Annotated in this window: 25 protein-coding genes; 3 read left to right on the top strand and 22 right to left on the bottom strand. The window is 60.3% G+C overall.

The genetic code is table 11. The features are described 5' to 3' along the window. Positions 1–54: 54 nt before the first annotated feature. From BN1800_RS18320 to BN1800_RS18305, 4 genes are all read right to left on the bottom strand, one after another. Positions 55–444: an AGROH133_08824 family phage infection protein gene (locus BN1800_RS18320; RefSeq protein ID WP_086999954.1), complete on the bottom strand. Its 390-nt coding sequence runs from the start codon at positions 442–444 to the stop codon at positions 55–57. A gap of 81 nt (positions 445–525) precedes the next feature. Further along, a complete protein-coding gene (locus BN1800_RS18315; protein WP_086999951.1) occupies positions 526–2742 on the bottom strand; it encodes a primosomal protein N' in 2217 nt (738 codons plus the stop codon). 53 nt (positions 2743–2795) lie between these two features. Next, positions 2796–3932, bottom strand: a complete 1137-nt coding sequence (locus BN1800_RS18310; RefSeq protein ID WP_027511699.1) for an AAA family ATPase — start codon at positions 3930–3932, stop codon at positions 2796–2798. A 21-nt stretch (positions 3933–3953) separates the two neighbouring features. Beyond that, on the bottom strand, positions 3954–4901 hold the full coding sequence (locus BN1800_RS18305) for a GNAT family N-acetyltransferase (RefSeq protein ID WP_086999949.1): 948 nt from the start codon (positions 4899–4901) through the stop codon (positions 3954–3956). A 139-nt stretch (positions 4902–5040) separates the two neighbouring features. On the opposite strand from BN1800_RS18305, the gene BN1800_RS18300 reads away from it, so the two are divergent. Together BN1800_RS18300 and BN1800_RS18295 are read left to right on the top strand one after the other, a co-directional pair. Continuing rightward, complete coding sequence (locus BN1800_RS18300; RefSeq protein ID WP_086999947.1) at positions 5041–5976, top strand: tyrosine recombinase XerC; 936 nt, start codon at positions 5041–5043, stop codon at positions 5974–5976. Positions 5977–6062: 86 nt separating this feature from the next. Next, positions 6063–7139, top strand: a complete 1077-nt coding sequence (locus BN1800_RS18295) for a TraB/GumN family protein (protein ID WP_086999990.1) — start codon at positions 6063–6065, stop codon at positions 7137–7139. A 52-nt stretch (positions 7140–7191) separates the two neighbouring features. On the opposite strand, the gene lpdA is transcribed toward BN1800_RS18295, so the two are convergent. The 16 genes from lpdA to sdhC form a co-directional block, all read right to left on the bottom strand. Then, positions 7192–8598 carry a dihydrolipoyl dehydrogenase gene (lpdA, locus tag BN1800_RS18290; RefSeq protein WP_027511703.1) on the bottom strand — a complete coding sequence of 469 codons (1407 nt, stop codon included), beginning with the start codon at positions 8596–8598 and terminating at the stop codon, positions 7192–7194. A 27-nt stretch (positions 8599–8625) separates the two neighbouring features. After that, the gene (locus BN1800_RS18285; RefSeq protein ID WP_086999945.1) at positions 8626–9264 is read right to left on the bottom strand and encodes a LysE family translocator; all 639 of its coding nucleotides are present in this window, start codon (positions 9262–9264) and stop codon (positions 8626–8628) included. 18 nt (positions 9265–9282) lie between these two features. Next, complete coding sequence (locus BN1800_RS18280) at positions 9283–10035, bottom strand: SDR family oxidoreductase (protein WP_086999986.1); 753 nt, start codon at positions 10033–10035, stop codon at positions 9283–9285. Continuing rightward, the gene (locus BN1800_RS18275) at positions 10032–10586 is read right to left on the bottom strand and encodes a hypothetical protein (RefSeq protein WP_425299038.1); all 555 of its coding nucleotides are present in this window, start codon (positions 10584–10586) and stop codon (positions 10032–10034) included. The genes BN1800_RS18280 and BN1800_RS18275 overlap by 4 nt, the downstream gene beginning before the upstream one ends. Before the next feature lie 53 nt (positions 10587–10639). After that, positions 10640–11902 carry a 2-oxoglutarate dehydrogenase complex dihydrolipoyllysine-residue succinyltransferase gene (gene odhB, locus BN1800_RS18270; protein ID WP_086999942.1) on the bottom strand — a complete coding sequence of 421 codons (1263 nt, stop codon included), beginning with the start codon at positions 11900–11902 and terminating at the stop codon, positions 10640–10642. Positions 11903–11931: 29 nt separating this feature from the next. Then, positions 11932–12249, bottom strand: coding sequence for a YciI family protein (locus BN1800_RS18265; RefSeq protein ID WP_027511708.1), 318 nt, complete (start codon positions 12247–12249; stop codon positions 11932–11934). Positions 12250–12262: 13 nt separating this feature from the next. Next, positions 12263–15247 (bottom strand): 2-oxoglutarate dehydrogenase E1 component, encoded by a 2985-nt coding sequence (locus tag BN1800_RS18260; RefSeq protein WP_086999940.1) that lies wholly within the window; start codon positions 15245–15247, stop codon positions 12263–12265. Positions 15248–15411: 164 nt separating this feature from the next. Beyond that, entirely contained in the window at positions 15412–16317 is a 906-nt protein-coding gene (sucD, locus tag BN1800_RS18255) for a succinate--CoA ligase subunit alpha (RefSeq protein ID WP_027511710.1), read from the bottom strand. A 3-nt stretch (positions 16318–16320) separates the two neighbouring features. Beyond that, on the bottom strand, positions 16321–17517 hold the full coding sequence (gene sucC, locus BN1800_RS18250) for an ADP-forming succinate--CoA ligase subunit beta (RefSeq protein ID WP_086999938.1): 1197 nt from the start codon (positions 17515–17517) through the stop codon (positions 16321–16323). Between the two features lie 19 nt (positions 17518–17536). Next, entirely contained in the window at positions 17537–18499 is a 963-nt protein-coding gene (mdh, locus tag BN1800_RS18245) for a malate dehydrogenase (RefSeq protein ID WP_027511712.1), read from the bottom strand. Positions 18500–18676: 177 nt separating this feature from the next. Further along, positions 18677–19840 (bottom strand): cell division protein ZapE, encoded by a 1164-nt coding sequence (gene zapE / locus BN1800_RS18240; protein WP_086999936.1) that lies wholly within the window; start codon positions 19838–19840, stop codon positions 18677–18679. A gap of 46 nt (positions 19841–19886) precedes the next feature. Continuing rightward, complete coding sequence (locus BN1800_RS18235) at positions 19887–20393, bottom strand: protease inhibitor Inh/omp19 family protein (RefSeq protein ID WP_086999984.1); 507 nt, start codon at positions 20391–20393, stop codon at positions 19887–19889. A gap of 296 nt (positions 20394–20689) precedes the next feature. Further along, on the bottom strand, positions 20690–21469 hold the full coding sequence (locus BN1800_RS18230; RefSeq protein ID WP_086999934.1) for a succinate dehydrogenase iron-sulfur subunit: 780 nt from the start codon (positions 21467–21469) through the stop codon (positions 20690–20692). A gap of 11 nt (positions 21470–21480) precedes the next feature. Then, a complete protein-coding gene (sdhA, locus tag BN1800_RS18225; RefSeq protein WP_027511716.1) occupies positions 21481–23322 on the bottom strand; it encodes a succinate dehydrogenase flavoprotein subunit in 1842 nt (613 codons plus the stop codon). Between the two features lie 7 nt (positions 23323–23329). Continuing rightward, complete coding sequence (sdhD, locus tag BN1800_RS18220) at positions 23330–23710, bottom strand: succinate dehydrogenase, hydrophobic membrane anchor protein (RefSeq protein ID WP_086999932.1); 381 nt, start codon at positions 23708–23710, stop codon at positions 23330–23332. 10 nt (positions 23711–23720) lie between these two features. Then, complete coding sequence (gene sdhC / locus BN1800_RS18215) at positions 23721–24116, bottom strand: succinate dehydrogenase, cytochrome b556 subunit (RefSeq protein ID WP_086999930.1); 396 nt, start codon at positions 24114–24116, stop codon at positions 23721–23723. Between the two features lie 316 nt (positions 24117–24432). Here sdhC and BN1800_RS18210 point away from each other — a divergent pair, with 316 nt between their 5' ends. After that, on the top strand, positions 24433–24894 hold the full coding sequence (locus tag BN1800_RS18210) for a hypothetical protein (protein ID WP_086999928.1): 462 nt from the start codon (positions 24433–24435) through the stop codon (positions 24892–24894). Here BN1800_RS18210 and BN1800_RS18205 read toward each other — a convergent pair. Beyond that, positions 24884–25531, bottom strand: coding sequence for a class I SAM-dependent methyltransferase (locus BN1800_RS18205; protein WP_086999926.1), 648 nt, complete (start codon positions 25529–25531; stop codon positions 24884–24886). The two genes, BN1800_RS18210 and BN1800_RS18205, sit on opposite strands and share 11 nt — an antisense overlap. 6 nt (positions 25532–25537) lie before the next feature. Then, positions 25538–25969, bottom strand: a complete 432-nt coding sequence (locus tag BN1800_RS18200; protein ID WP_027511721.1) for an EVE domain-containing protein — start codon at positions 25967–25969, stop codon at positions 25538–25540. Between the last annotated feature and the right edge of the window lie 3 nt (positions 25970–25972).

The raw sequence follows: 25972 nt of genomic DNA, 5'->3' as shown, positions 1-25972 counted from the left end.
AAAATCGTGAAATGGCGCAAAGGCCGGCGAGCAAGCGGCTCGCGGCCCTGTAATCTAGGTTGCGAAGAAGCCCAGGGAATAGGCGAGCGGGAGTGCCGCTAGAGCGGTCTGCACAACCAGAAGTAAATAGTTGAGAATTGTGCTCCCCTTATCAGAAAGAAGAGAAACGACCCGGGCGAAAGCTGCCATCGCAAAAGCCGCGCCGAGCGCCATGTAGATGAAATCCTGCGCCAGCATGACCGCCGCCAGTCCGAAGCCGAGATAGAAACCACCGACGGAGCGCTGCTCTGCGTAACCGTCGCGGCGCTCTGCGCGTGGTTGAAGGCCGAAAAGCTGCATCGCATATCCGGGCGCGAACATGATGACGAGACCCGCAAGAGCCGTGAACGCCGCCGTGCAAAAGGCGAGCTGTTCGCCAAACGTCTCCGGAAAATAGAACTCCATGGATCAACTCCAAATCATGCCGCGAATACTTGACCTTATGACATGATTGCGCCGGATGGAAAACGGCGGTCCATCGCCGATCTACAGGAAGCTTTGCGGATCGACATCGAGCTGCACGTGCACTGAGCCGCGCTCTTTCGGCGCCTGCGCGAGCATCGTTCGCAGAAATGCCTGCATGTCGGTATTCCGCCGTCCGTGCACGAGCAGCCGGAAACGGTAGCGGCCGCGAACGAGCGCCAGCGGTGCTTCGGCCGGGCCAAGGATGGAGATGCCGGATACCTGAGGCGCCGCATTCCGCATGCTGCGGGCGTGGTTTTCCGCGTCGTGCCGCGTTTCGGCCGAAACGATGATCGACGCAAGGCGCCCGAATGGCGGCAGAATTGCCCGCTCGCGCTCGACGATTTCCCGCTCATAGAACGCGCTCGCGTCGCCTGAAACGATCGCCTGCATGACGGGATGCTGCGGCTGATATGTCTGCAAGAGGCCGTGACTTTTCAGACCCGTTCGCCCCGCCCGGCCCGTCACCTGCGAAAGAAGCTGGAACGTCCTTTCCGCCGCACGCGGATCGCCGTTGGCGAGACCGAGATCCGCATCGACGATGCCGACGAGTGTCATCAACGGAAAGTTATGCCCCTTGGCGACAAGCTGCGTGCCGATGACGATATCTGCTTCGCCCTTGGCAATCGCCTCAAGCTCCAGCCGCAGGCGTTTGACGCCGCCCATGATGTCGGAAGACAGCACAATCGTCCGCGCGTCGGGGAAATGGCGCTCCACTTCTTCGGCAATGCGCTCGACCCCCGGGCCGCAGGCAACGAGATGGTCAAGCGTTCCGCATTCCGGACAGGCCTCCGGCGTCCGCTCCGCATGGCCGCATTGATGGCACTGGAGCTGCTTGCGGAATCGATGCTCGACAAGCCAGCTCGAGCATTGCGGGCACTGGAAGCGGTGGCCGCAGATACGGCAGAGTGTCAACGGCGCGTAGCCGCGGCGATTGAGGAAGAGCAGCGCCTGCTCGCCCTTTTCGACCGCCTTGCCGATCGCGCGGATCAAGACCGGCGAGAGAAAGCCCCCCTTCTCCGGCGCATGCCGCCGCATATCGACGAGATGCAAATCGGGCAGCGCCGCGTTGCCGAAGCGCGTCGGCAGATGGATGGTGCTGTAGCGCCCGTTCTGGCCGTTCACCTGGCTTTCGACAGAAGGCGTCGCCGACACGAGAACGACCGGGAAATCGCCGATACGTCCACGGACGACCGCCATGTCGCGGGCATTGTAATAGACACGGTCTTCCTGTTTGTAGGCCGGATCATGCTCCTCATCGACGACGATGAGCCCGAGATCTTCGAACGGCAGAAACAATGCCGACCGAGCGCCGGCAACCACGCGAACCTCGCCGGTCACCGCCTGCCGCCAGACTTTCTCGCGCATGCGCGGCGCAAGATCGGAATGCCATTCGGCCGGCTTTGCGCCGAACCGGTCCTGGAAGCGCTCGAGGAAACTTGCGGTGAGTGCGATTTCCGGCAGGAGGATCAGCACTTGTTTGCCGCGGCGAAGCGTCTCGGCAATCGCCTCGAAATAGACCTCGGTCTTGCCGGACCCCGTCACGCCATCGATCAGCGAGACGGCAAACTCACGTTTTCTGACTTCGGTCAAAATCTCTTCGGCTGCATCCTTCTGCGGCCCCTGCAGCCGCGAAGACGCAAAGTCTGGATCGGGTTTTGCCACGACCGGAGGCGGTGGCAGGAAAATCGTCTCGAAGAGCCCTTGGCTGATGAGGCCGTCGACGACGCTCGTGGAAACGCCGGCGGCGTGCGCAAGTCCGGTCCGTGTCCACGAGATACCGTCCGATGCCGTATCGAGCACCCGGGCACGCGCAGGCGTCATCCGTTCCGGCGCGCCGCCGACGAAGCGCAATCCTTCCACCATCGGCTCCGGTTCGAAGGCATTCGGCGCACGAAGCGCCATGCGGGCAACAAGACCGGGCGGGGATAGCGTATAGGCAGATACCCAGTCGATGAAATCCCGCAATTCCTTGGAAAGCGGCGGGCAATCGAAGACATGCGTGATCGGCCGGAGCTTCTTCGGATCGATGCCATCTTCGCCGCCGTCCCAGACAACGCCGATCACCTGCCGTGGCCCAAGCGGCACCTGTACAACCGAACCCGGCTCGACCGCGATGCCGTCCGGAACCGAATAGGAATAGGGTTTCGGCGCGGGCATGGGCACGAGAACCGGAACCGTGCGGTTCGCGGCCGGTGCTTCGAATAACGCGCCAAAGAGATCGGACGAATCTGTGCTCATCAGGCGTGACCATGCCCGCTACGAGGCAAAAAGAAAACCTGCGAGAACATAAGCTACTCTTCCTCGTCGATGATGCCGGTCAACCGCATCCCCTCGATCCATGTGGCGCCGTCCTGCCGCACGACCCGGCGTGCCCGCACGCCGCATCGCTCCCCGACAGCGGCGGCAAGAAGCTCTGAGTGGGTGACGACCCAGACTTGGCTGCTACGCGACGCTTCCGCAATCATATCGGCAAGCGGAGGGAGCATGTCGGGATGGAGGCTTGCTTCCGGCTCGTTCAAGGCAATCAAGGGTGGTAGGCGATAGGACATCAACGCTGCGGCCAAGCCGAGAAAGCGGATCTGGCCATCCGAAAGTTCACGCGGCCGAAACACCCGATGCGGAAAGTCCGGCAAGGCAAGACCGAATTCCGCCGTCTCACCCGGCTCCGGTACCACCAGTCCTGCGCCGCCAAGCGCAGCAGCGATCGCACGGTCGAGATCGACGGTATCTTCCCGCGTATGCACCAGCGTTGCAAAGACAGCCGCCAGATTGCCCCCGTCCTCGTCCAGCATCGGTGCCGTGACGGCCAGGCATGGCGCGCGCAGCGGCGATGATCGATCGGTCCTGAACCCGTGAAAGAAGCGCCATCCATCGATAGCGCGCCGGAGCGTGCCCACCTCCGGATAGTGCCCGGCATCGCCCAGGAGAGCGATCGCTGTTTCCGAGGTCAGAGCCTGTTCGGGATAATCCTGCATGCGGCCGTTCGGCCCCCGGACTGATATGGCCGGCCCATTGCGCTTCATCGTTGTGACCGGACGCGTGCCGGTTTCGACCGAAAGCTCTTCCGCCTTGATCTGCGGCTCGAAAGGAAAGCCTGCGGCAGCCTTCGGGGGCCGCATTCCCGCCTCGACCCGATAGCGGAAGGTAATCGCTCTTTCCTGATCTAGCAGCTCGGCCTCCAGCCGGATGCGCACCGGGCCTTCTGATTCCCGTCTCGGGCCAGACCATAGGGAGGACAGCATCCCGCCTTCGGCCGCGATTTCATGCGCAAGACGGCCACGCGTTGCAGCCTGGATCAATTGCAGCGCGCGATAGAGATTGGATTTCCCGGCGCCGTTTTCGCCGATGAAAAGATTGATGCCCGAAAGATCCATGCGGATCGATCGCAGTGACCTGTAGTTCTGGGCGAACATCGAACGGAGCAGCATGCCTCGCTTTAACCTATCCGGTCAGCGAAATGAATGGGCCGCCACTATCTCGGGCGCCGGCGGCTGCACAAGCGGCAGGAACCGTGCATCGCTGTCCGCAAGCAGATCATGCACCGTGTGTTTTTCAAGCGCCCTGGTCACTTCGTTTATGTCGCCGTCCAGATGCTCTACCGGAACGAGATTGCCGATGATGAAATCAAAGCGGTCGCCGCGCTTGTTGAGAAGCTCATGAAACACCGTCATATCGCGCAGTTCCGTCGACCACTTGGCAAACCAGTAGAAAAGACCGGAATTGCGCGCGGTCATATGCACCGGCAGGATCGGCAGATTGTATTTGCGGGCGAGGCCGACGGCAGAATTTTTCCACGGCCTTTCATTCAGCCGGCCGTTCGCCCAGTAGGCAATGCGGCCCGAGGGAAACAGTATGGTCGCCTTTCTTTCTTTCACGGCGTGGTTCGTGAACTGCAGCGTCTCGCGAGTCTTGAGTTTCGTCTTGTATTCGTCCCGCCATTCCACAGGGATCACCATTTCCGCAAATCGCGGATTGACGCGCACCGCGTCCCGGTTGGCAAAGAACATCATGTCCGGGCGGCGGCTCTTCAGAAGATCGAAGACAGCGACGCCATCTGCGATACCGGTCGGATGATTACTGACGAGGATGAAGCCGCCGGAAGCGGGGATACGCTCGCCATATCTGACCGCGATATCCAGCACCAGCAGGTTGCTCATATACTCGAAGCACTGAAAGCCCGGCATGTTCGCCACGTCGTTGGCGAACTGAAGCGCCTTGTTATAGCGCAGAAGCGTATAGAGAAAGGGCCGCATTACCGGCCAAAGCGGGTGGCGGACGATGCGCTTGCCGCGCTCGGCGATCAAAGTATCTACGATGTGTCCGGGCTTGCCGTGGGAAACCAGAGTGATCGCTTCCGCGAGCTGTCCGAAAGCCGTCGTGGATTGGCGCCGTGCCATGCAAGGTCCTGTTTCGTTCGGAACAGCTATCGCAACCTATTATGATGGAAGCATGACAAGCGCTTGGCCGATATTAGCAATTCCCTAACTGTCCCCCTTCAAACTTGGCAAAGGCAAAAACAAAATCAAGGCCCGCGCCGTGAACGAACTCCTGATTATCGCCGACCCGCGCCTGATGGCCGAACGCAGCGCCTGGCTTGAAAATCTCAAGCGCGAGCGGCGCCTTTCGGAACACACGCTCGACGCCTACGAGCGCGACAGCCGCCAGTTCCTCACCTTCCTGACCGGCCATATCGGTGGCCCGGCGACGGTGAAGGATATAGCGTCTCTTCGCCCGGCCGATTTCCGCGCTTTCCTGGCCGCCCGCCGGAAGGAGGGCTCCGGAGCCCGGTCGCTCGGCCGTAATCTGGCCGGTCTTCGCTCGCTGCTGCGCTATCTGGAAAAGAAAGGGCTCGTGAACGCTGCAGGCGCCGGTGCGGTTCGCTCGCCAAAACAGCCGAAATCCCTGCCAAAACCGCTCTCCGACAAGCAGGCGATCACTGTCGCCAGCGACGCGGCACAGCTTCACGAGCAACCATGGATCGCTGCGCGCGATGCCGCCGTCTTCACGCTACTTTATGGCTGCGGTTTGCGCATCTCCGAGGCACTCGACCTGACAGCGGATAACTTGCACGCGGGCGCTACGACATTGCGCATCACCGGAAAGGGCAACAAGACCCGCCTGGTTCCACTGTTGCCCGTCGTTCTTGAAGCGGTTGAGAAATACCGTTCACTCTGCCCTTACCATCTGGAGAACGCAGCGCCGCTCTTCCGCGGCGCACGAGGCGGGAAGCTCCAGGCGGGGATTATCCAGCGCACGATGCAGAGGATGCGCGGAGCCTTTGGACTGCCGGAAACGGCAACGCCGCATGCGCTGCGGCACTCGTTTGCGACGCACCTTTTGGCCGGAGGCGGTGATCTGAGGACTATCCAGGAGTTGCTTGGTCACGCGAGCCTTTCCACGACACAGGTCTATACCGGTGTCGACTCAGCGCGTTTGCTCGAAGTCTACGATCGTGCCCATCCAAGGGCGTAATCTTTCGTTAACGCATTCTCTTAAAGGAATATGCGCCGGAAAGGCGTAGAGCAGAGATTGACATGGACTGCGAGCGGAACACCATCATGACGATTTCCATCGGCCACCGCGCCTTCGGAATTGCGCGGCCGGGCAATATCCTGCTCTGGCTGATCGCGGCCTTGCATATGCTGCTTGCAGCTACCCTTCTCGCTACGCTCCTTTCGGTGTCTTCAGCTCAGGCTGCCGACGATACTTGCACCGGCAAGAATCTGATGACCGAGTTGCAGCAAAAAAACCCTGCCCGCTATGCAGAGGTCGTCAAGGAAGCGGATGCGGTGCCGAACGGCAAAGGCATTTTCTGGAGAATTGAAAAACCTGGTCTGAAGCCTTCGTGGCTGCTTGGCAGCATGCACGTCACCGATCCGCGCGTGCTCGACTTGCCGCCCCATGCCCAGGCAGCCCGCGATAGCGTCGATACGATTATCATCGAATCCGATGAGATCCTGAGTGAGAAAAAGGCGGCAGCGGCGCTCCTTGCCCGGCCGGACCTCACCATGTTCACCGATGGCACGACGATCGAAAAACTGCTCTCGCCTGAAGATTATGCCCGTCTCGACGCGGGCCTCAAGCAACGCGGCATTCCGCTCGCCGCCGTTTCACGCATGCGACCCTGGATGATTGCGAGCGCCGTCGCGCTCCCCGCCTGCGAGATTTCTCGCAAGGCGAAGGGCATCCGGTTCCTCGATCAGGAAATCGCAGCCGACGCTGCCGCCCAAGGCAAGCAGGTGCGCGGCCTTGAAACGCTTGCTGAACAACTGCAGGCAATGGCCGAACTTCCGGTCGAATTTCACCTGAAGTCACTGATCGAGACCCTGGAGCTCGGCTCCAAGATGAACGACGTCGTGGAAACGATGACCGATCTCTATCTCTCCGGCGATATCGGCATGACCATACCAATGCTGAAGACGGTTTCGCCGGACGGCAAGAACGAGGAGAGCGACTACGCCAGCTTCGAGCAGCGCATCATCCTTGACCGCAACAAAATAATGGCCGAGCGCGCCGCCCCCATCCTCGCGAACGGCAATGTCTTCATGGCCGTCGGCGCGCTTCATCTTCCTGGGGAGGCTGGCGTGGTCGAACTGCTCCGCAAGCAGGGTTTCACCGTTAGCACCGTGAATTGAAAAAGCCGCAGCCTTTTCGAACTGCGGCTTTTGACCCGGATATCTTCGAAGCTTACATATGGATCGGCTTGAAGAAGGCAGCGAGTGCCGCTTCCTTCACGGCTTCGGACATTGTCGGATGCCCATGGCAGGTGCGGCCGAGATCCTCGGCAGAACCGCCGAATTCCATCAGGACGGCAATCTCGTGGATCATCTCGCCGGCACCGAAGCCGACGATATGGCCGCCGAGAACGCGGTCCGTTGCCTTGTCCGACAGGATCTTCACGAAGCCGTCCGTCGCGAGCATGGCGCGAGCGCGGCCATTTGCGGTGAACGGGAACTTGCCAACCTTATAGGCGATGCCTGCAACCTTCAGCTCTTCCTCGGTCTTGCCGACGGACGCGACTTCCGGCTGTGTGTAGACGACGCTCGGGATGACATCGTAATTCACATGACCGGCCTGGCCGGCAAGGATTTCGGCAAGCGCCACGCCTTCGTCTTCCGCCTTGTGCGCCAGCATCGGACCCTTCACGACATCGCCGATCGCATAAATGCCAGCGACATTGGTACTGAAGTGGCCGTTGATCTCGACGCGGCCGCGATTGTCGAGCTTGACGCCCGCTTCTTCAAGACCAAGGCCCTCAGTATAGGGCATGCGGCCAGTGGCGATAAGAACGACTTCCGCGTCAAGCGTCACCTTGTCGCCTCCCTTGACCGGCTCGAAGGTCACCTTCGCGCCCTTGCCGCCCTTCTCGACGCCGACAACCTTGGCGCCGAGATTGAAGTCGATGCCCTGCTTGGCGAGCATGCGCTGGAACTGCTTGGCGACATCGCCATCCATGCCGCCCAGGATCGTGTCGAGATATTCGACGACGGTTACCTTCGCGCCAAGGCGCGACCAGACCGAACCAAGTTCGAGGCCGATGACGCCGCCACCAACGACGATCATCGTTTCCGGCACCTTCTCCAGCGCAATACCACCGGTCGAGGAGATGATCACTTTTTCATCGAATTCAACTTGGACCCCCGGAATGCCGGCAACATCGGAGCCAGTGGCGATCACGATGTTCTTGCCTTCGATTTCCTGCGCCTTGCCATCGTCGCCCATCACGGAGACTTTCCCGGCGGAAACGATCTTGCCGGTGCCCTGGAAGGCATCGATCTTGTTTTTCTTGAAGAGGAAGGCGACGCCGTCGACGTTCGCCTTCACCGTCGTATCCTTATGCGCCAGCATCTTTTCGAGATTGAGCTTCGGAGCCGTCACCTCGATACCGAGCGCTTCCATGCCGTGACCGGCGTGATGGAACATTTCGGAAGCGTGCAGCAGCGCCTTGGAGGGGATGCAGCCGACGTTGAGGCAGGTGCCGCCGAAGGTCGCGCGCTTTTCAACGACCGCAACCTTGAGGCCAAGCTGGGCCGCCTTGATGGCGGCGACATAGCCGCCGGGGCCGGTTCCGATAATGATCACATCATAGGACATTATTTCTTTTCCCTTTGCTTTAATCGTTTAGTCGGCCGCGCGGGTGAGTGCGAGGCGGAAGCCGAAGCCAACCAATGCGGCGCCGGTGATGCGGTTGAACCATTTGCCACTGGCAATGAAGCGGTCGCGGATGGGCTTGACCGTGAAGAAGATCGAGACGCCGGCAAACCATGCAACGAGTGCGGATGCCATGCCAATGCCATAGCCGAACTGGATCAGCGCCGGCGTATCGTGATGCACCAGCGTCGAAAACAGCGACAGGAAGAAGAGCACCGGCTTCGGATTAAGGGCATTGGTGATGAAACCCGTGCCGAGGCACTTGATCGCCGAGGACGGCCTGCGATCCGCCTCCGTGACATCGATCTCATTCACCTTAAAGCCGGGTTCGCGGAAGGATTTGATGCCGAGATAGACCAGATAGGCCACACCCGCCCACTTGATCATCGCAAACAGCATCAGGGATTGCGACACGACGAGGCCCAGGCCGAGGATCGTGTAGCTGATATGGAAGAGCAGCGAAAAACCCATGCCGAGGCCGGTCATCATTGCGGCGCGGCGGCCATGCACGATGCTCTGGCGAAGGATCACGGCAAAGTCGGCACCCGGAACGACAATGAAGATCGAGAAGACGGCCATCAGGCCCAGGAATTCAAAAATATACTGCATCGTTTTGCCCTTTGCGGCCTAGCGTCCGCCACTGACGTTGAGGACTGCACCCGTGACATAAGAGGCTGCCGGAGAAAGAAGATAGAGCACGGCATCGGCTACCTCCTCCGCCGTTCCCGACCGCTGCATCGGAATGCTCGGCGCCATATCGCGCGCACGGTCCGGCAATCCGCCGGAGGCGTGAATATCGGTGTCGATAATTCCCGGGCGGATCGCATTCACCCGAATGCCTTCAGCGGCGACTTCGCGGGCGAGCCCGATCGTGAAGGTATCGATCGCAGCCTTCGATGCGGCATAATCCACATATTGCGACGGCGATCCGATGATCGCCGCCATCGACGAGATGTTGACGATCGCTCCGCCCTTGGCGCCGTGCTTGCTCGACATGCGGCGCACGGCTTCCGCCGCGCAGAGAATGGAGCCGGTGACGTTGACGCGCATCATCCGCTCGATGCGATCGACGCTCATTTCGTCGACGCGCTGAGCCATATCGATGATCCCGGCATTGTTCACCAGCCCATCAAGCCGGCCGAAATGGTGATCAACGATTTCGAACATCAAAGCGATATCAGCGGCGTTGCCGACATCGCCTTTCACGGCAATCGCCTCGCCACCGTCCGCCGTGATCGCTTCAATGACGGCATCCGCGGCGACCTTGTTCGAGGCGTAATTCACGGCAACCCGCCAGCCTTGCCTAGCAGCAAGCCTTGAGACGGCAGCACCGATGCCACGGCTTGCGCCGGTCACGAGCAGAACAGGCGCATCGCTCATTTCGCGCATTCCTTGAAGGTCAGGACGTCCCAGGGCGCAACCGTCGCCTTGCCTTCGCCCCAGATCGAGGACTCGCGGATCGCCGGACCAAAACCAGGGAGCACGATCCTATCCGCGGCGCGCGCCGTCTCGGCTTGAAGGTTGTCCAGTTCGCCCGCAGCACTGACGCTGTAGACCGGGCCCTGCCAGATCGTGCAGGCGTCGAGGTCGGCACCTGTCACATCCCCACCAGGGCAATTGAACATGATTATGCCGATCGCACGATCCGGATCCTCCGACGGCATTACATAGCCGTCCAGGGAGATCGACGTTTTCACCACGCTGATCTTGAACTGGTTGCTTGCAGCAGCAGCATCGGAACCGAGCGGCGAAAAGCGGAGTTCGTAGGCATCATCGCGATCCGCATAGACGGCATTCGACTGCTTGCAATCGGCCGGCAGCGCAGCACCCGTCATCGCGCACAGGAAGAACGGCACCGCCAAGGCAGCTGCCAGTTTCAGCCTAACGATGCGATGCGAACTGCCGTCCACCGCCTGAACTCCACGCGCCATAAGGCACTCCTTGCCGCGAAAAACAGGGCCGCTCGTGCGGCCCCATCATTCTCTTAGAGATCTAGAACCAGGCGCTCCGGATCTTCCAGGCTTTCCTTGACGCGGACGAGGAAGGTCACGGCTTCCTTGCCGTCGACGATGCGGTGATCGTAGGAGAGGGCGAGATACATCATCGGACGGATGACGATCTGACCGCCGACGACGACCGGACGGTCCTGGATCTTGTGCATCCCGAGAATGCCCGACTGCGGTGCGTTGAGGATCGGCGAGGACATCAATGAGCCGTAAACGCCGCCATTGGTGATCGTGAAGGTGCCGCCCTGCATGTCGGCCATCGAGAGCGTGCCGTCGCGCGCAGCCTTGGCAAGACGGCCAAGGTCCTTCTCGATCTCGGCGATCGACATTTGGTCGGCATCGCGGATGATCGGAACAACCAGGCCTTTGTCTGTGCCGACGGCCATGCCGATGTGGCAGTAGTTCTTGTAGATGATGTCGGTGCCGTCGATCTCGGCGTTGACGGCCGGCAATTCCTTCAACGCATGCGTCACGGCCTTGGTGAAGAAGCCCATGAAGCCGAGCTTAACGCCGTGTTTCTTCTCGAAGACGTCCTTATACTTGGCACGCAGGTCCATGACCGCCTTCATGTCCACCTCATTGTAGGTGGTGAGCATGGCTGCGGTGTTCTGCGCATCCTTCAGACGCTTGGCAATCGTCTGTCGCAGGCGCGTCATCTTCACGCGCTCCTCGCGGGTGGCGTCCTCCACCGTCGACGGGCCACGGGCTGCAGCGGGAGCCACAGGCGCAGCTGCCCGAGCGGAAAGACCCTTGGCGACGGCAGCGATTACATCGCCCTTCAGCACCTGGCCGCGCTTGCCGCTGCCTTCGACCTGATCGACAGAGAGATTGCTTTCAGCCAGCATCTTGGCGGCAGCCGGCGCCGGCGGCATGGTTGAAACCGAGGCCGGGGCGGAAGCAACCGATGCGGCAGCGGCAGCGGCCGGAGCGGCAGGCGCTGCCTCGGCCGGAGCCGCGACGGCCGGCTCGGCGGCCTTTGCGGGAGCGGCAGCCGGGACAGCAGCGCCCGCGGCGATCTGGCCAAGCAACGCGCCGAGACCAACGGTTTCACCAGCCTGAGCGACAATTTCGGACAGCGTGCCGGAGGTGGGTGCCGGTACTTCGATGGTCACCTTGTCGGTTTCAAGCTCAAGAATCGGCTCATCGGCCTTGATGGCGTCGCCAACCTTCTTAAACCAGGTGCCGACGGTTGCCTCGCTGACGGATTCACCGAGAGTTGGAACGCGGATTTCTGTGGCCATTGTTCAAATCCTGATTTGGTTGTTTTCATTTATTCGTTTCCGGCGCCAGACGGCCGGAGAATGATCGAGGGCATCGGCAAAATTTCGAAGTGAAAACCGAAAGCGGAGCGGATGATCGGATCGGCATCGGCGAGCGCTTTCGCGGCCTCCTGATCCTCGACCGAGACGACAGCCATGCCCCAGGCACCTTCGCCCTCGAAGACGGGGCCGACAGCAATTGCCGATCCCGCTTCTGCGTTCTGGCGCCAATATTCGGCATGCCGTTCCATCGCAGCCATTTCCTCCTCGGTCGCGTCGTTCGGAAAGTGGGAACGAGGCGGCACGAGTCTCAAGAAGAAATATGCCATCGTCCCCAACTCCTCAGCCGCCCAGCGCATCCTCGAGGAATGCGGCGAGCTGCGACAGATGCTTGGACATCAGGCCCGTTGCAGGTGAAGCGGCAGCCGGACGTCCGGTGTAGCGCACGCGCTGGTACTTCGCATCGATGTGGGCGAGAACCCATTCGAGATATGGATCGATGAACGACCATGCCCCCATGTTCTTCGGTTCTTCCTGGCACCAGACCATTTCCGCGTTGCGGAAGCGGGAGAGCTCGTTGATGAGCGCCTTGGCCGGGAAAGGATAGAGTTGTTCGACGCGCAGCAGGTAGACATCATCGACACCGCGCTTCTCGCGCTCTTCCAGAAGGTCGTAGTAGACCTTGCCGGAACACATTACGACGCGGCGAATCTTGTTGTCCTTCTGCAGTTTGATCGGCCCGTCCTTGATGACCTCCGCGTCGTCCCAGAGAAGACGATGGAAAGAGGATTCGCCTGCCATCTCTGCGAGGCCCGAAACCGCCCGCTTGTGGCGCAGCAGCGACTTCGGCGTCATCAGGATCAACGGCTTGCGGAAGTCACGCTTCAGCTGACGGCGCAGGATATGGAAATAGTTCGCCGGCGTCGTGACGTTGGCAACCTGCATGTTGTCTTCCGCGCAAAGCTGCAGGAAGCGTTCGAGGCGGGCTGAAGAGTGCTCCGGACCCTGACCTTCGTAGCCATGCGGCAGCAGGCAGACGAGACCCGACATGCGCAGCCACTTGCGTTCGCCCGACGAAATGAACTGGTCGAAGACGACCTGCGCACCGTTGGCGAAGTCGCCGAACTGGGCTTCCCAGAGTGTGAGCGCATTCGGGCGGGCCAGCGAATAGCCGTATTCGAAGCCGAGAACAGCCTCTTCGGAAAGCATCGAATTGATGACTTCGTAACGGGCCTGCGTCGGCGACAGGTTGGCGAGCGGGATATAGCGTTCTTCAGTTTCCTGATCGTAGAGGACCGAATGGCGCTGCGAGAAAGTGCCGCGTTCGCAATCCTGACCTGAAAGGCGGATCTTATGTCCTTCGAGGCAGAGCGCGCCGAATGCCAACGCCTCACCCATTGCCCAGTCGATGCCTTCGCCCGTCTGGATCATGTTGGCCCGGTTTTCCATGAAGCGCTGGATCGTGCGGTGCGCGTGGAAGCCCGCCGGGATTTCCGACAACTTGCGGCCGATCTCCTTCAACTGCTTCATCGGCACGGCCGTCTTGCCACGGCGCTGCTCGTCGGCGTTGTCTGCCGTGCGCAGGCCAGACCATTCGCCGTCCAGCCAGTCGGCCTTGTTCGGCTTGTAGGATTGCCCGGCCTCGAACTCCTGCTCGAGATGGGCGCGCCAGTCGGCCTTCATCTTCTCGACTTCGCCTTCGGTCAGCAGGCCTTCCGCAACAAGACGCTCGGCGTAAAGCTGGAACACCGTCTTGTGGCCACGGATAACCTTGTACATCTTCGGCTGGGTGAAGGACGGCTCATCACCTTCGTTGTGGCCGTAGCGCCGGTAGCAGAACATGTCGAGCACGACAGGCTTGTGGAACTTCATGCGGAATTCGGTCGCGATCTTGGCTGCGTAGACGACAGCTTCCGGATCATCACCATTGACGTGGAAGATCGGTGCCTCGATCATCTTCGCAACATCGGACGGATAGGGCGACGAGCGGGAGAAGGCCGGGTTCGTCGTAAAGCCGATCTGGTTGTTGATGATGACGTGCATCGTGCCGGCGACACGGTGGCCGCGGAGTCCCGAAAGGCCGAGAATTTCAGCGATGACGCCCTGGCCAGCGAAAGCCGCGTCGCCATGGATCAGCAACGGCAGAATCTTGGCGCGCTCGGAGAGCGGAATGATATCGCCTTCCCAGACGGTGGCGCTCATATCCTGCTTGGCGCGGACCTTGCCCATGACGACCGGATCAACGATTTCGAGGTGCGAAGGGTTTGCCGTCAGCGAGACGTGAACCTTGTTGCCGTCGAATTCGCGGTCGGAAGATGCGCCGAGATGGTACTTCACGTCACCTGAACCCTCGACCTCGTCGGGTGCATAGGAACCGCCCTTGAACTCGTGGAAGATGGCACGGTGTGGCTTGCCCATGACCTGGCTAAGCACATTCAGGCGGCCGCGATGCGCCATGCCGAACACGGCTTCCTTCAGGCCGAGGTGGCCGCCGCGCTTCAGGATCTGCTCAAGAGCCGGGATCAGCGATTCGCCGCCATCGAGGCCGAAGCGCTTGGTACCCTTGAACTTGACGTCGAGGAATTGCTCGTAGCCTTCCGCCTCGATGAGCTTGGCAAGGATCGCCTTCTTGCCTTCCGGCGAGAATGCGACGCCTTTGTCCGGCCCTTCGATGCGTTCCTGGATCCAGGCCTTTTCTTCCGGATTGGACATGTGCATGAACTCGACGCCGAGTGTCGAGCAATAGGTCCGCTCGAGAATCTCGATCATCTGCGGAATGGTCGCGTATTCGAGACCGAGCACGTTGTCGATGAAGATCTTGCGATCAAAGTCGGCTGGGGTGAAGCCGTAAGCTTCCGGCGACAGTTCCTTGTAGTCTTCGACCGCCGCCGCGATGCCGAGCGGATCGAGCTTGGCATGCAGATGGCCGCGCATGCGATAGGCACGGATCATCATGATGGCACGGACGGAATCGCGCGTCGCCTGGAGAATGTCGGCGCCGTCGGTCGGCTTGCCCGCAGCTTCGGCCTTTGCCTTCACCTTGGTTTCGATGACCTTCTCGACCGCGCCCCAATCGCCGTCGAGCGCCGATACGAGATCGCCGCCGGCCTGGATCGGCCAGTGCTTCTTGCGCCAGGAAGCACCCTTGGCCGCCTTCTTCACATCGTTCGGATCGTCTTCCAGAGCCTTGAAAAAAGTCCGCCACTGATCGTCGACGGAAGACGGATCCTCCTCGTAGCGCGCATAGAGCTGCTCGATATAGGCAGCATTGGCGCCATCCAGAAACGAGGTGATCTGAAACTGCTCGTTGGCTTCTTGCCGTGCCATGGTTTTACGCGGACGCTTTCCGCCCGCCTCCTGACTTTGATGAATTTGCCGGCTCTACCCGGCTGCCGCATTCGAATTTACCGCCTGTCCGCGGCACATCTGCTGTCGAAACTTGGGGCCGGGCGGAAGCGCAGATGCTTTCTTCCGCCCGGGTATAAGTTGGCTTAGCCCTTGAGGACTTCAACCAGCGTCTTGCCGAGACGGGCCGGAGACGGGGACACCGTGATGCCAGCCGATTCCATGGCCGAGATCTTGTCTTCCGCACCGCCCTTGCCGCCGGAAATAACGGCACCGGCATGGCCCATGGTGCGGCCGGGAGGTGCCGTACGCCCGGCGATGAAGCCGACCATCGGCTTCTTGCGTCCGCGCTTGGCTTCGTCCTTCAGGAACTGAGCCGCATCTTCTTCGGCCGAGCCGCCGATTTCGCCGATCATGATGATCGACTTGGTTTCGTCGTCCGCAAGGAACATCTCGAGTACATCGATGAACTCGGTGCCCTTGACCGGGTCGCCGCCGATGCCGACAGCTGTCGTCTGGCCGAGGCCTTCATTCGAGGTCTGGAAGACGGCTTCGTAGGTCAGCGTGCCGGAGCGCGAGAGAACGCCGACCGAGCCCTTGCGGAAGATGTTGCCCGGCATGATGCCGATCTTGCATTCCTCAGGCGTCAGAACACCCGGGCAGTTCGGACCGATCAGGCGCGACTTCGACTTGTCGAGCTTGGACTTGACCTTGATCATGTCCTCGACCGGAATGCCTTCCGTGATGCAGATGATGAGCGGGATTTCCGCTTCGATCGCCTCGATGATCGCCTCGGCGGCGCCGGCCGGCGGCACATAGATCACCGATGCATCGGCGCCGGTCTTTTCCTTGCCCTCGGCGACGGAGGCGAAGATCGGCAATTGCGCTTCGCCTTCGAGCGATCCCCAGGTCTCGCCGCCCTTCTTCGGATGGATGCCGCCCACCATCTTGGTGCCGTAATAAGCAAGCGCCTGCTCGGTGTGGAAAGTGCCGGTCTTGCCGGTCAGCCCCTGGACCAGGACCTTGGTATCTTTGTTGACGAGAATGGACATGCCTTAGTTCCCTTTCACAGCAGCGACGATCTTCTTCGCCGCGTCGTCAAGATCGTCGGCAGGGATCACGTTCAGCCCGCTCTCTCGTATGATTTTCTTGCCGAGTTCTACATTGGTGCCTTCGAGACGGACGACCAGCGGCACCTGGAGGCCCACTTCCTTCACTGCCGCAATCACGCCTTCGGCGATGACGTCGCAGCGCATGATGCCGCCGAAGATATTGACCAGGATGCCTTTCACGGCCGGATCAGCGGTGATGATCTTGAAAGCCGCGGTGACCTTTTCCTTCGAAGCACCGCCGCCGACATCGAGGAAGTTCGCAGGCTCGGCGCCGTAGAGCTTGATGATGTCCATGGTCGCCATGGCAAGGCCTGCACCATTGACCATGCAGCCGATATTGCCGTCGAGGGCAACGTAGGCGAGGTCGTATTTGGAGGCTTCGATTTCCTTCTCGTCTTCTTCCGTTTTGTCGCGCAGCGCAACGATATCTTCGTGACGGAAGAGCGCATTGCCGTCGAAGGATACCTTGGCGTCGAGGACGCGCAGGCGGCCGTTCTTCATGACGATCAGCGGATTGACTTCGAGCAGGCTCATGTCCTTTTCGACGAACGCCTTGTAGAGGATCGGAAACAGCGTGTCGCCATCCTTGCGGGCGTCGCCTTCGAGCCTCAGAGCATCCGCAAGCTTCTTGTTGTCCTCAGCCGTCACGCCCATTGCCGGGTCGATGGCGACAGTGATGATCTTCTCTGGCGTGTCGTGCGCAACGGTCTCGATGTCCATGCCGCCTTCGGTCGAAACGACGAAGGCAACCTGACCGACGGAACGATCGACGAGGATCGAGAGATAAAGTTCGCGGTCGATATCGGCGCCGTCTTCGATGTAGAGGCGGTTGACCTGCTTGCCGGCAGGACCGGTCTGCTTGGTAACCAGCGTATTGCCAAGCATTTCCTTGACATTGGCGGTGACTTCGTCGATCGACTTCGCAAGGCGAACGCCACCCTTGGCTTCCGGCGAGAGCTCCTTGAATTTGCCCTTGCCGCGGCCGCCGGCGTGGATCTGGCTCTTCACGACGTAGAGCGGACCCGGCAATTGCTTTGCAGCAGCCTCAGCCTCGTCGGCCTTGAAGATGGCCACACCTTCGGCGACCGGCGCGCCATAGCTCTTCAGCAGAGCCTTGGCCTGATATTCATGAATGTTCATGGGTTTATCCCTGTTTCGATTACTTCAGCGCGGGGGCGATGTTGATGCAGGCTTCGCACAGCCCGGCGACAGCGCCGACGGACTTGTCGAAGGCTTCCTTCTCGGCCTTGTTGAGGTCGATCTCGATGACGCGCTCGACGCCGCCGGCGCCGATCACCGTCGGAACGCCGACATACATGTCCTTGACACCGTACTGTCCGGTAAGATGTGCCGCGCAGGGCAGAACGCGCTTCTTGTCCTTGAGGTAGGATTCAGCCATTTCGATTGCCGAAGCAGCCGGAGCATAATAGGCCGAGCCGGTCTTCAGCAGGCCGACGATTTCGGCGCCGCCGTCACGGGTGCGCTGGATGATTTCCTCGAGGCGTTCCTTGGTGACCCAACCCATTGTGACGAGATCGGTGAGTGGAATACCGCCGACGGTCGAGTAGCGGGCGAGCGGCACCATCGTATCGCCATGGCCGCCGAGAACGAAAGCCGTGACGTCCTGGACGGAAACGTTGAACTCCTTGGCCAGGAAGAGGCGAAAGCGCGACGAGTCGAGAACGCCGGCCATGCCGACAACTTTGTTGGCCGGAAGGCCGGAGAACTTCTGCAGCGCCCAAACCATGGCGTCGAGCGGATTGGTGATGCAGATGACGAAAGCGTTCGGGGCGTACTTCTTGATGCCGGCGCCGACCTGCTCCATGACCTTGAGGTTGATGCCGAGGAGGTCGTCGCGGCTCATTCCCGGCTTGCGCGGAACGCCGGCGGTGACGATGCAGACATCTGCGCCCTCGATCGCGGAATAATCGCTGGCACCCGTCAGATTGGCATCGAAGCCTTCGACCGGAGACGACTGCGCGATATCGAGGCTCTTGCCCTGCGGAATGCCGTCGGCAATGTCGAAGAGAACGATGTCACCGAGCTCTTTCAGGCCGGCGAGATGTGCCAGCGTGCCACCAATCATGCCAGAACCGATAAGTGCGATCTTGTTACGCGCCATTTCGCTGTTTCCTTTGCGATCAAAATCAGTCGGGCGGCGCGTCCAAGCGTCGTCCAATGCCGCAATCGCATAGCCTCAAAGCCAAAAAATGGCAACGTGTTATTTTTGCTGCAGCAATTTCAATCGTTTAGATATAAAAATACTTACGTAAACGTAAAATATTTCGTCACCAAATTGTTACTCGGCGGCATGCTTTTCATGGTGCGTTGCAAGATATTCTGCGCTGCGCATCTCGAAAAGGCGCGAGGCGGTCCGATCGAATTCGAAGCCTTCCGTCCCACACCGTTCGACCAGCAAATCTTCCGGCATTTCCGCTGCGGACGCATGAAGCCGCACGCCGTGATCGTAGAGCGTATCGACGAGAATGATGAGTCGCTTCGCCTGGTTCCGCTTGTCCGGACCCAGTTTTGGGATGCGGTCGACAAAAATCGTATCAAAGCGCTTGGCGATTGCGAGAAAGTCTGCAGCACCGAGCGGCTTCTCGCAAAGATCGGCAAAGGAAAAGCGCGCCATGCGATCGACCGCGAGCGGCACATGGATCGAGCGGCCTTTCATCGGAATATCGAGGGGCTGCGCCTTGCGCCCGTGCAGCGCCTGCGCCCAGGACGCATCCATCGCCATATCCGTCCGCTCGTCGATCGGCGTCAGATAGACGGGCTGGCTGTTCAGCTTCTCCATCCGGTAATCCGTCGGGGAGTCGAGCGTCACGACCTCGACATTCTTCTTGAGGAGACCGATGAAAGGCAGGAAGAGACCGCGATTGAGGCCGTCCTTGTAGAGATTGTCAGGTTCGACATTCGAGGTCGCGATGAGCATGCAGCCGCGCGCAAAAAGCTCTGAGAACAGCCTCGAGAGGATCATCGCATCAGCGATGTCCGTCACCGTAAACTCGTCGAAGCAGAGGAGTTCGGCCTCCTCGTAAAGTGCGGCCGCCACCGGCGGCACGGGATCGGCTTGCTTTATCTCGCCGTTCTTCAGCTTGAGCCGGTGCGCGGCGATGCGGTTGTGGACATCGGTCATGAACTCATGGAAGTGCGCACGGCGTCTCTTCGAACAGGGCGCCATCCCGTAAAAGATATCCATCAGCATTGTCTTGCCGCGGCCGACGCTGCCATGAATGTAAAGCCCTTTGATGTGATCCTCCGCCTTCTTCTTCGGAGCGAAGAGCCAGCCGAGCGAGCTGGATTTCGCAGCAGGGCGGCGGCGCTTCAGTTCAAAAAGCACCCGATCGAGGCTTTTTGCCACATCCATCTGCGCTGAATCGATCTGGAGAGCGCCTGAAGCCGTCAGCGATTTCAAGTGCTCGCTGACGCTCGAAGTATAATCGGGGATAGGCTGCATGGAGAAGTCCGCCTAGGCGTCGTCGGCGGGGTGGCCGCCGGTTGTCTTACCGGCTGAGGGTGATCGGCTGGCCAGTGCTCGTCTGGCCACTGAAGCTGTTGTCGGCCGTCTTGTAGACGCTGCCGATCGGGTTGCCGCTGCGATCCTTGAGAAGAACCTGCTTGCCTGCAACTTCCCAAGAGCCCATCGCCGTCAGCTCGCCGACGCAGCCGCGCGTGCCGCCGCGCGAGCCGCTGCCGAGATTAGTGAGCGTCAGGAACATGTCGCAGCTGCCGTTGACGCGCCAGCTGCCGACCATGGATTCCTTGGTGACGTCAAGTGCATTGGCCGCCATGGCACCCGGCTGGCCCGGAGTCGCCGGCGCCGCCGTCGGAGCGGCGGGAAACTGCGAAGCGCCTGCAGGCGGCGGCAGCTGCCCGCCCTGGACGGAAGGAACAGGCTGCGCTGTCAGCGGTGCCGGCGAGCTGTAACTCGCATTGTCATATGTCGTGCGCTGGCAGCCCGCCAATGACAGAACAACCGCCACACCCGTCATCGCATATCGCAACTGCATCATCATGCTCCCGATTGTCCGCTCTTGCAGCACAGAATTGGTCATCAGACTAATTTCGAATTAACGTATTTCACTTTAGTTAATCAAGTCGGCACAGCCATAAATTGCTCGCGACAACACTTATGCCGGAAATGGAGCAATTCAACTTGCCTGCCGGAGAACTTCCTGCAGATAGAATTTGTCAGCAAGGTGATGATCTGCACGATCTTTCGCCGGATTCGGACCGGTGGGGGCAAAAACTCGGTAAGACCCGGCGCCGCCTCTCTGAGCGCCGGGCAATTGGCGAGCATCGGCTATCAAACCCGGCGCTCGACCATCATCTTCTTGATCTCCGCAATAGCCTTTGCCGGATTGAGGCCTTTCGGGCAGGTCTGCGCGCAGTTCATGATCGTGTGGCAGCGGTAAAGCCGGAACGGATCTTCGAGGTCGTCGAGACGTTCGCCGGTCGCCTCGTCTCGGGAGTCGATCAGCCAGCGATAAGCCTGCAGCAGGACGGCCGGGCCGAGATAGCGGTCGCCGTTCCACCAGTAGCTCGGACAAGAGGTCGAGCAGCAGGCGCAGAGAATGCACTCGTAGAGGCCGTCGAGCTTCTGGCGTTCCTCGTGGCTCTGCTTCCACTCCTTGGCGGGTGCCGGAGATATAGTCTTCAGCCAGGGTTCGATCGAGCGGTGCTGCGCATAGAAATTCGTCAGGTCCGGAACGAGATCCTTCACCACCGGCAAATGCGGCAACGGATAGATCTTCACCGTGCCCTTGATCTCCTCCATGCCCTTCGTGCAGGCAAGCGTGTTCGTGCCGTCGATATTCATCGCGCAGGAACCACAGATGCCTTCACGACAGGAACGGCGCAGCGTCAGCGTCGGATCGATCTTGTTCTTGATGTAGAGCAGGCCATCAAGCACCATCGGGCCACAGTCGTCGATATCGATATAGAAGGTGTCGATCGACGGGTTCTGCCCGTCATCCGGGCTCCAGCGGTAGACGCGGAATTCGCGGGCGTTCTTTGCGCCCGCCGGCTTCGGCCAGACCTTGCCTTCGCGCATCTGAGAGTTCTTGGGGAGAGCGAGTTCAACCATGTCCAGTCCTCTTAATACACGCGAGCCTTCGGCGCGATCTTCTTGGGATCGATGCCTTCTGCGATGAGCTCGGTGTGAACCGGGCGGTAGTCGAGTTTGACCTCGCCGGCATTGTTGACCCAGGCGAGCGTGTGCTTGCGCCAGTTGACGTCGTCGCGGCCAGCGTATGCGCCTTCGGTGTAATCCTCACGGGCATGCGAACCGCGGCTTTCCTTGCGGGCCTCGGCGCCGTAGATCGTGGTGATCGCATTCGCCATCAAGTTCTGCAATTCGAGCGTCTCGACGAGATCGGAATTCCAGATCATCGAACGGTCGGTGACCTTGATGTCCGACATTTCCTGCCAGATCGCCGAAATGCGCTGGCAGCCAGATTCCAGCGATTCCTGAGTGCGGAACACGGCAGCGTCTTCCTGCATGGCGCGCTGCATCTTCTCGCGCAGATACGCCGTCGGCGTTCCGCCATTGGCGTGGCGAAGACCGTCGAAGCGATCCATGATCTTGTCGCAGGCAGCTATATTCAGATGCGGGGTCGATACGGAGCGGTCAATGACCTCGCTGGCACGGATTGCCGCTGCGCGGCCAAAAACGACGAGGTCGATCAGCGAGTTCGAGCCGAGGCGGTTGGCCCCATGCACCGAAGCGCAGCCCGCTTCGCCGACGGCCATCAGCCCGGGAATCACGCGTTCCGGATTGGCGTTGTCGGCATTGAGCACCTCACCCCAATAGTTCGTCGGAATGCCGCCCATGTTGTAATGGACGGTCGGCAGGACCGGGATCGGCTCGCGCGTCACATCGACACCGGCAAAGATCTTGGCGCTCTCGGAGATGCCCGGCAGGCGCTCGTGCAGGACGGCCGGATCGAGATGATCGAGATGCAGGAAGATATGATCCTTGTTCTTGCCAACACCGCGGCCCTCGCGGATTTCCAGCGTCATGCAGCGCGAGACGACATCGCGCGAGGCAAGGTCCTTCGCCGACGGCGCGTAGCGCTCCATGAAGCGCTCGCCTTCGGAGTTGACCAGGTAGCCGCCTTCCCCGCGCGCGCCTTCGGTGATCAGACAGCCGGAGCCGTAGATGCCGGTGGGATGGAACTGCACAAACTCCATGTCCTGCAGCGGAAGCCCTGCGCGCGCCACCATGCCGCCGCCGTCACCGGTGCAGGTATGGGCGGAGGTCGCGGAGAAGTAAGCGCGGCCATAGCCACCGGTCGCCAGCACTACCATCTTCGCCGCGAAGCGATGAATCGAGCCATCATCGAGGCACCAGGCAACAACACCAGTGCAACGATTGCCGTCTTCCGACATGATGAGGTCGAGTGCGAAATATTCGACGAAGAACTCAGCGTTGTGGCGCAGCGACTGGCCGTAAAGCGTGTGCAGGATGGCGTGGCCGGTGCGGTCGGCAACGGCGCAGGTGCGCTGCACCGGCGGGCCTTCGCCGTAGTTCTGCATGTGGCCGCCGAACGGGCGCTGATAGATCTTGCCTTCCTCATTGCGCGAGAAAGGCACGCCGTAGTGCTCGAGCTCATAGACCGCCTTCGGCGCTTCCATGGCGAGATACTGCATGGCATCGACGTCGCCGAGCCAATCCGAACCCTTGACGGTGTCGTAGAGGTGCCACTGCCAGCTGTCCGGCGTCATGTTCTGCAACGAGGCGGCAATGCCGCCCTGCGCCGCAACGGTGTGCGAGCGGGTCGGAAATACTTTGGTGATGCAGGCCGTGCGGAACCCCTGTTCGGCCATTCCGAGCGTGGCGCGAAGACCGGCGCCGCCGGCGCCGACGACGATCACGTCATAGGAGTGATCGACATATTTGTAGGCTTTCCCATTCTGAGCAGGTGAAGTCGGTGCCATGATACGGTTATCCTACGAAAGCAATTTTCAGAATGGCAAACAGACAGAGCCCCGCGACCAAGATCGCGAAAAACGTGTTTAGCATCAGCAGGACGAGCTTGCCGATTTCGCTGTGCACGTAATCCTCGATGATGGCCTGCATGCCGAGACGCATGTGAACGATGCCTGAAATCACCATCAGCCCCATGATGACCGCCACGAAGGGGTTCGACAGCGCATGCACGACATCCGCATAAGGCGCGCCAGCATAAACGATCATGAAGATGACGAAGAAGACGATGAGCGGGATGTTGGCAACAGCCGTCAGGCGCTGACGCCAGAAGTGTTCGGTGCCTTCTTTGGCGGAACCGAGGCCGCGAACCTTACCCAGAGGGGTACGCATATCCATGTGAGCGACCTCAGAAGCGAATGATAAAGCCGATCACCCAGACCAACACGGTAAGACAGAGCGATCCGATGATATTGGCGATGGCGAGCTTGGTGGAGAATTCCTTGCCGAAACCATGGCCGAGGTCCCACAGCAAGTGGCGCAGGCCGCCGAGCATGTGGTGAAGCAGTGCCCAGGTGTAACCAAGCAGGACGACCTTGCCGATGAGGCTGCCGAGTACCCAATTCACCCAGTCGTAATAAGCCTGGCCGGTCGCAGCCGCAATCAGCCACCAGGCGACCAGCAGCGTGCCGAAATAAAGAGCGGTGCCGGTGATACGATGGACGATCGACATGACCATGGTAGGAATAAGTTTATAAACTTGCAAATGCGGCGACAGAGGCCGGTTATTTGTCACATTCGCCATCAGAACCTCGCGGCGTCTTCTCTGCGCTCCCGAATTTCGGAGCATTTCGAGGCAACCACAGGAATGACAAATTTGTCTGTGTGCGTTGCATCAACGGCGACGTTTAATCACCGAAACCCCCGACGACAAGCACAATTGCTGTCTGCTTTTAATTTAATCGATTCGCGTTACCGGGAAGTTGCCGGAAATGGAAACTGGCCTTTTCGGCTCAAATTTTATCCTGATTTTTCATCGCTCAAGTGGACAGAGGGGTAGTTTTGACGCAAGCTGGCGTTAACGATTTGTTAATGGCCGAGTTTCCGGAGGCTGACGTCCCATGTTCCAGCGCATCTCGAAAGTCGTTTCGCTCCTGTTATGTGCTCTAATTGCGCTTCCGGCCGTGGCCGGCGAGCGCCACCGGCATCATCGCGGCACGATCCATTGGGCAAGCAGCGCCAAGTGGGCAAATATTGCCAAGCCCTGGTTCGGCGATCGCCGTCACCATCACGGTCATAACCGCCATGTTCGCCTCAAGCATTTCTCGCCGTCATCGAACGGCTACGGTATCCGCAGCGTTATCGCTGCATCGCCGCAGCTCTCCCGCCATGCCTACAGCGGCGTTTACGGCGGCACTTATGGCTACGAGACGGAAGGCGGCACCTATTTCGGCGTCGACGGCTATGAGACCTACGGCGTGCCGCAGGCCGCGCCGCTTGCAGCCAAGGCCAAGGTGATCGACGTCGCCGTCCAGGGCGACCCCTGCAGCTACGAGGCCGGCGTCTGCGTCATCAGGCCCTGAATCGCCAGACCGTCGTCTTCTTGATCTCGCTATCCTCGAGCGCCCGCGTTACGGGCACTTGGTAGATGGCGCAAAACTCCAGCCGCTCCTTTGGCAGATAGGCGCGTCCCGGATCGCCGACCAAGACCTCCTTGCCTTCGCTGGCCAGCCGTTCGAACCACGGAACGAGGGCGTTCGCGAAGACGCGGTCATAGAACACGTCGCCCGCCAGAACGATATCGGCATCGACAGGTTGGCCGACGAAATCGGCGCCATCGAAATCAATCGAGACCCCATTGGCAACAGCATTAAGCAGCACGGCCGTCTCAGCCCACGGATCGATATCCGCCGCCTTCACCGCCGCCGCACCCGCCATCTTCGCCGCAATCGCGACGAGCCCCGAGCCTGTTGCAAAATCGAAAACGCGCTTATTCTGCATCGTCTCCGGATGATCGAGAATATAACGCGCAAGCCCCTGTCCGCCTGCCCAGGCAAAAGCCCAAAACGGCGGCGGCAGGCCGATCTCCACCAGTTCCTCTTCCGTCTTGAGCCAAAGCTCATGCACTTCGCTCGCCAGATGTAACCGGATCTCCGGCACATGCGGCGGCGCAATCAGACTCGTATTGGCGCGGATGAAGATTTCGGGATCTGTCTTCAAAGGCGGTCAGCGCGGTGGATTGTCGAGGCCGCCCATTCGGCAGACTTCGAGCCACTCGTCGTCTGTCACCGGTTGGACCGAAAGGCGCATCGACGTCACCAGCGCCATCTTCGAGAGCTTTTCGTTCGCCTTGACATCCTTCAGCGTCACCGGCTTCGGCATATCGCGCACGGCGCGGATATCGACGCAATCCCAGCGATCGTCGCCCTTCGCCGTCGAGTCCGGATGCGACAACGCGCAGACCTCGACGATGCCGACGACCTCCAGGCCGTCATTCGAGTGATAGAAGAAGCCCTTGTCGCCGATCTGCATGGCGCGCATGTTGTTGCGGGCGAGATAATTGCGAACGCCCGTCCACTCCGTGCCTTTTTCGCCTGCGGCCTTCTGCTGCTCCCAGGACCAGGAAGACGGTTCGGATTTATAGAGCCAATGGGCCATTCC

Source organism: Rhizobium sullae (assembly GCF_900169785.1).
Taxonomy (GTDB): Bacteria; Pseudomonadota; Alphaproteobacteria; order Rhizobiales; family Rhizobiaceae; genus Rhizobium; species Rhizobium sullae.
The sequence above is the reverse complement of the archived record's forward strand: the minus strand, read 5'-3'. Positions and strand labels throughout refer to the sequence as shown.

Bases quoted from the DNA above. Each gene is read 5' to 3' on its own strand.
- BN1800_RS18320 (WP_086999954.1), bottom strand. From the start codon at position 444: ATGGAGTTCTATTTTCCGGAGACGTTTGGCGAACAGCTCGCCTTTTGC.
- BN1800_RS18315 (WP_086999951.1), bottom strand. From the start codon at position 2,742: ATGAGCACAGATTCGTCCGATCTCTTTGGCGCGTTATTCGAAGCACCG.
- BN1800_RS18310 (WP_027511699.1), bottom strand. From the start codon at position 3,932: ATGCTGCTCCGTTCGATGTTCGCCCAGAACTACAGGTCACTGCGATCG.
- BN1800_RS18305 (WP_086999949.1), bottom strand. From the start codon at position 4,901: ATGGCACGGCGCCAATCCACGACGGCTTTCGGACAGCTCGCGGAAGCG.
- BN1800_RS18295 (WP_086999990.1), top strand. From the start codon at position 6,063: ATGACGATTTCCATCGGCCACCGCGCCTTCGGAATTGCGCGGCCGGGC.
- lpdA (WP_027511703.1), bottom strand. From the start codon at position 8,598: ATGTCCTATGATGTGATCATTATCGGAACCGGCCCCGGCGGCTATGTC.
- BN1800_RS18285 (WP_086999945.1), bottom strand. From the start codon at position 9,264: ATGCAGTATATTTTTGAATTCCTGGGCCTGATGGCCGTCTTCTCGATC.
- BN1800_RS18280 (WP_086999986.1), bottom strand. From the start codon at position 10,035: ATGAGCGATGCGCCTGTTCTGCTCGTGACCGGCGCAAGCCGTGGCATC.
- BN1800_RS18275 (WP_425299038.1), bottom strand. From the start codon at position 10,586: ATGGCGCGTGGAGTTCAGGCGGTGGACGGCAGTTCGCATCGCATCGTT.
- odhB (WP_086999942.1), bottom strand. From the start codon at position 11,902: ATGGCCACAGAAATCCGCGTTCCAACTCTCGGTGAATCCGTCAGCGAG.
- BN1800_RS18265 (WP_027511708.1), bottom strand. From the start codon at position 12,249: ATGGCATATTTCTTCTTGAGACTCGTGCCGCCTCGTTCCCACTTTCCG.
- BN1800_RS18260 (WP_086999940.1), bottom strand. From the start codon at position 15,247: ATGGCACGGCAAGAAGCCAACGAGCAGTTTCAGATCACCTCGTTTCTG.
- sucD (WP_027511710.1), bottom strand. From the start codon at position 16,317: ATGTCCATTCTCGTCAACAAAGATACCAAGGTCCTGGTCCAGGGGCTG.
- sucC (WP_086999938.1), bottom strand. From the start codon at position 17,517: ATGAACATTCATGAATATCAGGCCAAGGCTCTGCTGAAGAGCTATGGC.
- mdh (WP_027511712.1), bottom strand. From the start codon at position 18,499: ATGGCGCGTAACAAGATCGCACTTATCGGTTCTGGCATGATTGGTGGC.
- zapE (WP_086999936.1), bottom strand. From the start codon at position 19,840: ATGCAGCCTATCCCCGATTATACTTCGAGCGTCAGCGAGCACTTGAAA.
- BN1800_RS18235 (WP_086999984.1), bottom strand. From the start codon at position 20,393: ATGCAGTTGCGATATGCGATGACGGGTGTGGCGGTTGTTCTGTCATTG.
- BN1800_RS18230 (WP_086999934.1), bottom strand. From the start codon at position 21,469: ATGGTTGAACTCGCTCTCCCCAAGAACTCTCAGATGCGCGAAGGCAAG.
- sdhA (WP_027511716.1), bottom strand. From the start codon at position 23,322: ATGGCACCGACTTCACCTGCTCAGAATGGGAAAGCCTACAAATATGTC.
- sdhD (WP_086999932.1), bottom strand. From the start codon at position 23,710: ATGGATATGCGTACCCCTCTGGGTAAGGTTCGCGGCCTCGGTTCCGCC.
- sdhC (WP_086999930.1), bottom strand. From the start codon at position 24,116: ATGGCGAATGTGACAAATAACCGGCCTCTGTCGCCGCATTTGCAAGTT.
- BN1800_RS18210 (WP_086999928.1), top strand. From the start codon at position 24,433: ATGTTCCAGCGCATCTCGAAAGTCGTTTCGCTCCTGTTATGTGCTCTA.
- BN1800_RS18200 (WP_027511721.1), bottom strand. From the start codon at position 25,969: ATGGCCCATTGGCTCTATAAATCCGAACCGTCTTCCTGGTCCTGGGAG.